The 7,182-nt window shown below is 63.8% G+C and carries 4 protein-coding genes and 1 pseudogene; 4 read left to right on the top strand and 1 reads right to left on the bottom strand.

Annotated features, from left to right (window positions below; all coding sequences use genetic code 11):
- Positions 1 to 187 precede the first annotated feature (187 nt).
- A complete protein-coding gene (locus R4P95_RS32030) occupies positions 188 to 430 on the top strand; it encodes a hypothetical protein (protein WP_159929277.1) in 243 nt (80 codons plus the stop codon).
- Between the two features lie 490 nt (positions 431 to 920).
- Complete coding sequence (locus tag R4P95_RS32025) at positions 921 to 1,268, top strand: transposase (protein WP_317747821.1); 348 nt, start codon at positions 921 to 923, stop codon at positions 1,266 to 1,268.
- Between the two features lie 40 nt (positions 1,269 to 1,308).
- Here R4P95_RS32025 and R4P95_RS32020 read toward each other — a convergent pair.
- Positions 1,309 to 2,117 (bottom strand): IS5 family transposase gene (locus tag R4P95_RS32020; RefSeq protein WP_317747822.1). Its coding sequence is split into 2 segments (ribosomal slippage): positions 1,309 to 1,767 and positions 1,770 to 2,117, totalling 807 coding nucleotides; the frame shifts between segments, so codons are not numbered across the junction.
- A 46-nt stretch (positions 2,118 to 2,163) separates the two neighbouring features.
- On the opposite strand from R4P95_RS32020, the pseudogene R4P95_RS32015 reads away from it, so the two are divergent.
- Both R4P95_RS32015 and R4P95_RS32005 read left to right on the top strand, forming a co-directional pair.
- Positions 2,164 to 2,591, top strand: a pseudogene (locus R4P95_RS32015) (AMP-binding enzyme); the annotation flags it as partial.
- A gap of 326 nt (positions 2,592 to 2,917) precedes the next feature.
- Positions 2,918 to 6,499, top strand: coding sequence for a protein kinase domain-containing protein (locus R4P95_RS32005; protein ID WP_397517786.1), 3,582 nt, complete (start codon positions 2,918 to 2,920; stop codon positions 6,497 to 6,499).
- The last annotated feature ends 683 nt before the right edge of the window (positions 6,500 to 7,182 follow it).

The raw sequence follows: 7,182 nt of genomic DNA, 5'->3' as shown, positions 1-7,182 counted from the left end.
CGGTGGGAGCAGGGCTGGCGGCCCGCCCCGTCCGCCGAGCCGCAGGTGGTCGCGGAGGCGGTCGACGCCTGCCCCGTACCCGCCCCCCGCCGTGGCCCCATAGCCGCCAAGGCGCCGCAGGTCCTCGAAGTTCGCCCCTGACTCCCACCGTGGAACAGCGAGCCGGAATGTGGAAAGGCCGACCGTCATGACTATCTCGAACGGGCACAGTGCAAGCTCAACGCCGGCATATACGATTGCCGCCGCCGCGCGTGTCTGGCTCGTCGCCGCCTTGAGTAACACACGCGAACCCGCCGACCGACCCGCCGTGCGCGACGATCTGATGCGCACCTGGCTGCCCGGCGGGGGCAACGGATACTGCAATGGCCGACACGCTGCTACCTGGGCAGAACTGCATTCCCGGTTCGATCTCGTGGAGGTGACACCCTAATGGCCGCCAGCACGGGCGCCATGTCACAGGGACATGGACCAACCGTGCGCAGTCCGCTCCGCCCGACCCAGATCGCCGGCCACGATGCGCAGGTGGCTGTCGGAGGACGCCCTCAAACCCTGGCAGTTCCGGTCGTGGATCTTCATCACCGACCCCGGCTTCGTCGCCAAAGCCGCGCGGGTGCTGACCTGACGCCCGCACTTGGGACGGGGCGGCAACGACTACGTGATCTCCGCCGATGAGAAGACCTCGATCTAGGCCCGCTGCCGGTGTCACCCCACACTCCCGCCCGGCAAGTCCCGAGCGGTGCGGGTCAACCACGCCTATTACCGGCGCGGTGCGGTCGCCTACCTGGCCGCCTACTATGTGCACCGCGCCCACATATTCGGTCGTTGCGAGGACACCACCGGCATCATTCCGTTCGCCCGTCTCGTCGAGCCGGTCATGACCCAGGAGCCCTACGCCTCCGCTGACCGGGTGTTCTTCGATTGTGGACAACGGCTCGTCTCACCGTGGACAAGCTGCAATCGATCGCCTCGCCGAACAGTTCCCCAATGCCGTAATGGTGCACACACCCGTCCACGCGTCCTGGTTGAACCAGATCGAGATTTTCTTCTCCGTTGTCCAACGAAAAGTGTTCTCACCCAACAACTTGACCGGCACTGACGAGGGTGCTGCCCGCCTGTCCGCTTTCGAGACCCGCTACAACCAGGCCGCTCAGCCGTTCAAATGGAAGTTCACCACGACCGACCTGTCCGACGTCCTGACCAGGCTCGACGACCACAAACCTGCCCACCGCATTACCGAGCACACCTCCGCCCAGCCCCGCGCGGCCTGACCCCCGACGAACTTACGAGCGCGACCACTAAGAGCGTGTCTCATATGGAGAGCTTCTTGAAGCAGGTGAGTGCGGCGGCGAGGTGGAGGAATCCGGCGAAGTGCTCCCCGTGGCGTTCGTAGCGGATGGTCAGGCGTCGGTAGCCGGTGAGCCAGGCGATAGTGCGTTCGACCTTCCACCGATACCTGCCGAGCCGGTCATTCTTATCGATGCCACGTCGGGCGATGCGCGGAACGATGTCCTGCTGGCGCAGCCACCGACGGTGCTTGTCGTAGTCATAGCCCTTGTCGGCCCGCAGTTTGCCGGGTTTGCGGCGGCGCGGACCACGCCTGGATTTCACCGCCGGAATCGCGCTGACCATCGGTTGCAGCAGGGTGCTGTCGTGGGTGTTCGCTCCGGCAACATCGACCACCAGCGGGATCCCGTTCGAGTCGGATAGGACGTGAATCTTTGAGCCCTTCTTGCCCCGATCGACCGGGCTCGGCCCGGTCAGCGAGCCCCCCTTTTCGCCCGGACGCTCGCCGCATCCAGGATCGCTGCCGACCAGTCCAGTTCGCCGGCCCCACCGAGTCGGTCGAGCACCTCACCATGCAGTCTCTCGAAAACCCCCGCCGCCACCCACGTAGTGAACCGGCGGTGCGCGGTGGGAACGGTGACCCCGAACGACGGCGGCAGATGGCGCCACGCACATCCACTGGTCAGCACGTACACGATCGCGGTGAACACCGCCCGGTCATCCACCGGGGCGCTGCCACCTCCCTGCGGGCGAGAGACGAAGCGCGGAATCAACGGTTCGACGATCTCCCACAACGCATCCGGCACCAACCGCAGAGACAACTCATCTACCACGAGTCACATAATGCACCACAAGTCACTTCATCCACATGAGACACGCTCTAAGTACGACGAGGACGGCGCCCTGTGGGTCCTCGGCCGCGTCGACGACGTCATGAATGTCTCCGGCCACCGCATCTCCACCTCCGAGGTCGAATCCGCCCTCGTCGGCCACCACGGTGTCGCCGAGGCCACGTCGTCGGCGCCGCCGACGAGACCACCGGCCAGGGCATCGTCGCGTTCGTCATCCTCCGCGAAGGCGTCGAGAACACCGGCGACGACCTGATCGCCGAACTCAAAGCCGAGGTCGCGCGGGAAATCAGCCCCATCGCGAAGCCGCGGCAGATCACCGTCGTCCCGGAACTACCCAAGACCCGCTCCGGCAAAATCATGCGTCGCCTGCTCAAGGACATCGCCGAAGGCCGCGACCTCGGCGATACCTCCACCCTGGTCGACCCGAAAGTCTTCGACGCCATCCGCGGCAAGTAGGGGCTAGGACGCGCACAACGCGCGGCATGCGCCGCGGCCCGACTCAGCGACGGCTAATGCGGACGGGACGAGCAACGTTGCCCGTGGGCCATCGGATGCGGATGCCGACAGTGAACATGGCGATCGACGAACATGGCGATCGACGAGACGCAGTACAACTGCGCGATTAGGAAACCAAGTCCCCGACGCAAACGGAGCAGACAGGACACCAGGTTGCCGACCGCCGGATCGGTGCCGAGTGTTGGCGACGGCACCCCGCCGGCGATGGACAGGTCATCGACGCTGGGAGCAACCCAACATCCGGCAGGCATAATGGTCGTGGGACGATGTTAGCTGTATCGCAACGCGCAGGGGAGTCGCTCGTGACCGACTCTGAACCGGGTGTAGATGCGCGCCACCTGAGCGCTCCTGTTGTGGCCGGACTCGAATCGGAGGGCTACGGAGACGCCCGAAAGATCGGCCAAGGGGGGTTCGGGGTCGTGTACAGGTGTCTTGAGCGTGCGCTTGACCGCGTCGTCGCGGTCAAGGTCCTGTCGGCAAACCTCGACAGCGACAGCCGTGCTCGGTTTCTCCGCGAGCAGCGGGCAATGGGACGCCTTTCTGGCCATCCCAATATCGTCGACGTCCTTCACACCGGGGTGACCTCAACTGGGTGCCCATACATTGTCATGCCCTACCACCGGCGGGATTCGCTGGATGCGTCGATTCGTCGGGACGGTCCACTGGGGTGGCATGAGGCACTTCGTGTAGGGGTCAAGCTGGTCGGCGCCCTCGAGACTGCACACCGGGTGGGGATACTGCACCGCGATGTCAAGCCCGCAAACATCCTACTCACGGAGTACGGAGAGCCTCAGCTTAGTGATTTTGGCATCGCCCGCGTACCTTCCAGCTTCGAGACGGGCACCGGTGTGGTGACCGGGTCTCCCGCCTTCACCGCACCAGAAGTGCTCGCTGGTGAATCCCCGACCATCGCCTCCGAGATATACGGTCTCGGTGCCACACTATTTTGCCTGATCACCGGGCACGTGGCCTTCGAACGACGATCGGGCGAGCGCCTCGTGTCCCAGTTTCTGCGGATATCCGCCGAACAGGTTCCCAAGATTCCGCGCGAAGGCATCCCCGATGATGTGTGCGCCGCTGTTGAGCAGGCGATGGCACGTGATCCGTCCGACCGTCCCACCTCCGCAGCCGAATTCGGGGAGCAACTGCGCGAGCTGCAACGCCGCCACGGCCTCGATGTCGACCATATTCCGCTCGCGGCCGCACGGGGGCTCGAAGAACCGCCCTCCCCGAAATCGTCTGGGAGCCCATCAAAGGAATCTGGCGGCGAGGCCACCCAGCTTGATGAGGGATCACGACGGTATCCGACACGCTCGCACAGGTATCCAATGAGGAGGCCACCGAGCGCGTCGACCAAGTACCGGCCCCCCACCCCGACACGAGCACTTGTCGAGCGCGACAGACTCGTCGAGCGGCTACACGACGCCCACCGGCGTCGGTTGATCTTGATCCACGGCCCCGCAGGGTTCGGGAAGAGCACATTGGCTTCTCAATGGCGTGACGCACTCGCCGACGAGGGGGTGCATGTAGCGTGGCTGAGCATTGATTCTGACGACAACAACGTGGTGTGGTTCCTGGCGCATTTGGTCGAGTCAATCCGCCGCGTCCGTTCCGACCTGGCAGGCGCGTTGGGTGCGGCACTCGAGGAACAAGGCGACGAGGCCGAACGCTACGTACTCACATCTTTGCTCAACGAGATCCATGACCGCGGGACGCGACTGGTCGTCGTCATCGACGACTGGTCCCGGGTGACGGACTCCGCGACGATCGACGCGATGGGATTTCTGCTCGACAACGGCTGCCATCACCTTCAAATTGTCGTGACCAGCAGGACCCAGGCTGGTCTTCCGCTCGGCCGGATGCGCGTGCGAGACGAGCTGGTGGAAATTGATTCGGTCGCCTTACGCTTTGACGTCGACGAATCCAAACGGTTTCTTGTCGACATCGGTGGTCTGGCGCTCGAACCGGAGAATGTCGCGGATCTGTGTGAGTCCACCGACGGGTGGATCGCCGCCCTGCAATTGGCGTCCCTGTCCTTGCGCGGTCGAGCCGACCCCACCGAATTCATCAGCCACCTGTCGGGTCGCCAGCGCGGCGTAGCCGAGTATCTTGCCGAGAACGTTCTGAATACCCTTGAGCCGGACATTCTTGAGTTCATGCTGGCTACGTCTGTGAGCAAGCGAATATGTGGTGACCTCGCCTCGGCGCTCGCCCAGGTCGATCGGGGACAGGTACTGCTCGAAGAGATCGAGGAGCGCGATCTGTTCCTACATGCTCTGGACGAGGACCGGAAGTGGTTCCGCTATCACCATCTGTTCGCCGATTTCCTGCAGCGTCGTCTGGAGCGTGACCACCCACAGCGACTCACCGAACTTCACCGTCGCGCATCGCACTGGTTCGCCGATGACGGACAATCGAGCGAAGCAGTTGATCACTCGCTGGCAGCGGGTGATGAGGACCGGGCAGTCGATCTTATCGAGGATCACGCCTCCGGGCTGATCGAGCATTCCCAGATGGCCACATTGCTGGGCTTGATCGCCAAGGTGCCATCACAGCTGGTGAACTATCGGCCGCGTCTCAAGCTCGCCGAGGCCTGGGCGCACGTCCTGCTGCACCACGCCCCCGCGGTGGTACAGACGACGATGGAGTCCGCCGATGCATCCCTCGCCAGGCTGCCCGCGACGGGCGGAAACCTCTCAGACATGCTGGTCGAGTCCTCACTCATCCGAGGCGTCGCTGCCGCCTTCGAAGACCGGATCGACGGTGTGGATCAACGGGTCTCGGACTGCCTCGTACGGCAGGACACACTGCGTCCGTTCGTCTTGTCAGTCGCCGCCGACCTAGCGTCCTTCGAGGCGATCTATCACTTCGACTTCGACGCGGCACGTCGGTGGCAGGACTGGGCAGCGCCATTCCATGCGCGAACCATCGGCCCGTTCGTCCCCATGTACGGGTATTGTTTCGCCGGGATAGCTGCCAAAGAGCAACTCGATATTGAGGCGGCCGAATCCTACTTTCGCCAGGCCCTCGAACTGGCACAACGATCGAGTGGACGCCGTTCGTACGCCACACGCCTCGCCGGCGCGGTCCTCGGAGATCTGCTGTATGAGCAGGGCCATATCGATGAGGCAGAACAACTGCTCGATGAGAGCTATCGACTCGGTTCCGAGGGTGGTCTGGTCGAGTTCATGCTTGTCACCTACGGCACCGGAGCTCGGATCAAGGCCCTCCGCGGCGATCACCAAGGGGCATCCAGCCGACTCGACGAAGGAGCCAGAATCGCCCACACCCTTGGACTTCCGCGGCTGGCCGCGCGGATCAAGAATGAGCGGATCCGGTTGGGACTTGACTTTACTGCCGAGCGAGACAAGAAGCCCCAACCATCTGATGTCGACCCGGACTCATCCGGCGTGCTGCGAACCGGTGCGGGCGGAATCGCGACCATCACCGCTGAGCTGGAAGCGGACTCCGCGATCCGCGTGTTACTCGCGTGCGGCGCGTCCGCCGAAGCCTGCAGGCGGTCCGAGAAACTATTGCGGAATCTACTGTCACAGGATCGCCCGAGAGCGTTGCTGCGGACGCAGCTCGGCCATGTCGCCGCATTATCTGCGGCAGGTCGCCTCGAGCAGGCCAAGGACGAGGTGATTCCCCTGGTGGCCAAGTGCGCCGAACTCGGATTGGTTCGGATCGTGTGCGACGAGAACCCGCAGATCGGCCGACTCATCGCCCTGCTCAATGAGGACCACGTGCATCATCAGTTGCGGTCACCGTGGCCAACGGTGCCTAAACTCTTCATCGACACAGTGTTGGCCGACTTCGATCGGACCATATACCGCTCCACCCTATGAAACGTGCGCTCTGAAACTTCTTTCCGGCCCCCTGCGGGGCACCGGCGACCGGCGTCAGACTCGGCTCCCACTTGCTCCGACATCTGCCGTACCCCCTTTTGAAGACACCACGGAACAGGCAGGGGTCTCGCCTTCAATTTCTGTGTGTCACAGGTTTGGCGGAGGTTCTGACAAGGACCTTCGGCGCCGGATCCGAGCACGCTTGTCAGGTGTCGAGCGCAGTCCGCGATCGATCCGGACGATGTCGAACCTAAGAGGAAGGCATCGACCAAAGATGCTGGCGACCGGAAGTAGGTCAGTCCGTCGAGGCGCTTGACGTAGCTGCCTCCGCGGAGCGGGACTCTGTCGGAGGCCCGACGGGGGGCGGTCCTGCTGAGCAACGCCAGCGCACGGGGGAGTTGACGTGCACTGGGGATGCGGAATACTGCTGGATCCTGCGCTGACGGGTGGGGGAGGCTGACACTTCAGGTGGAAGCAATACCCCACTTTGGGCGGGGCCCTCGACAGCAAGTGGTGTCGCGAGGGCACCGGCGACCATGCCATGGTCCTCCTGCAAACGGGGTAAGAAGACGCGTGAGATCCCGGCCTCGCCCCACGATTGTATGGCGAGTATCCGGCGCTCGATCTCGTATGTCGCGGATCTGGCCAACATGGTGAGAAGAGGTTCCCCGCCGTTGTCGAGC

It is taken from the genome of Rhodococcus sp. IEGM 27 (assembly GCF_033142305.1).
GTDB classification, from domain to species: domain Bacteria; phylum Actinomycetota; class Actinomycetes; order Mycobacteriales; family Mycobacteriaceae; genus Rhodococcus_F; species Rhodococcus_F oxybenzonivorans.
The sequence above is the reverse complement of the archived record's forward strand: the minus strand, read 5'-3'. Positions and strand labels throughout refer to the sequence as shown.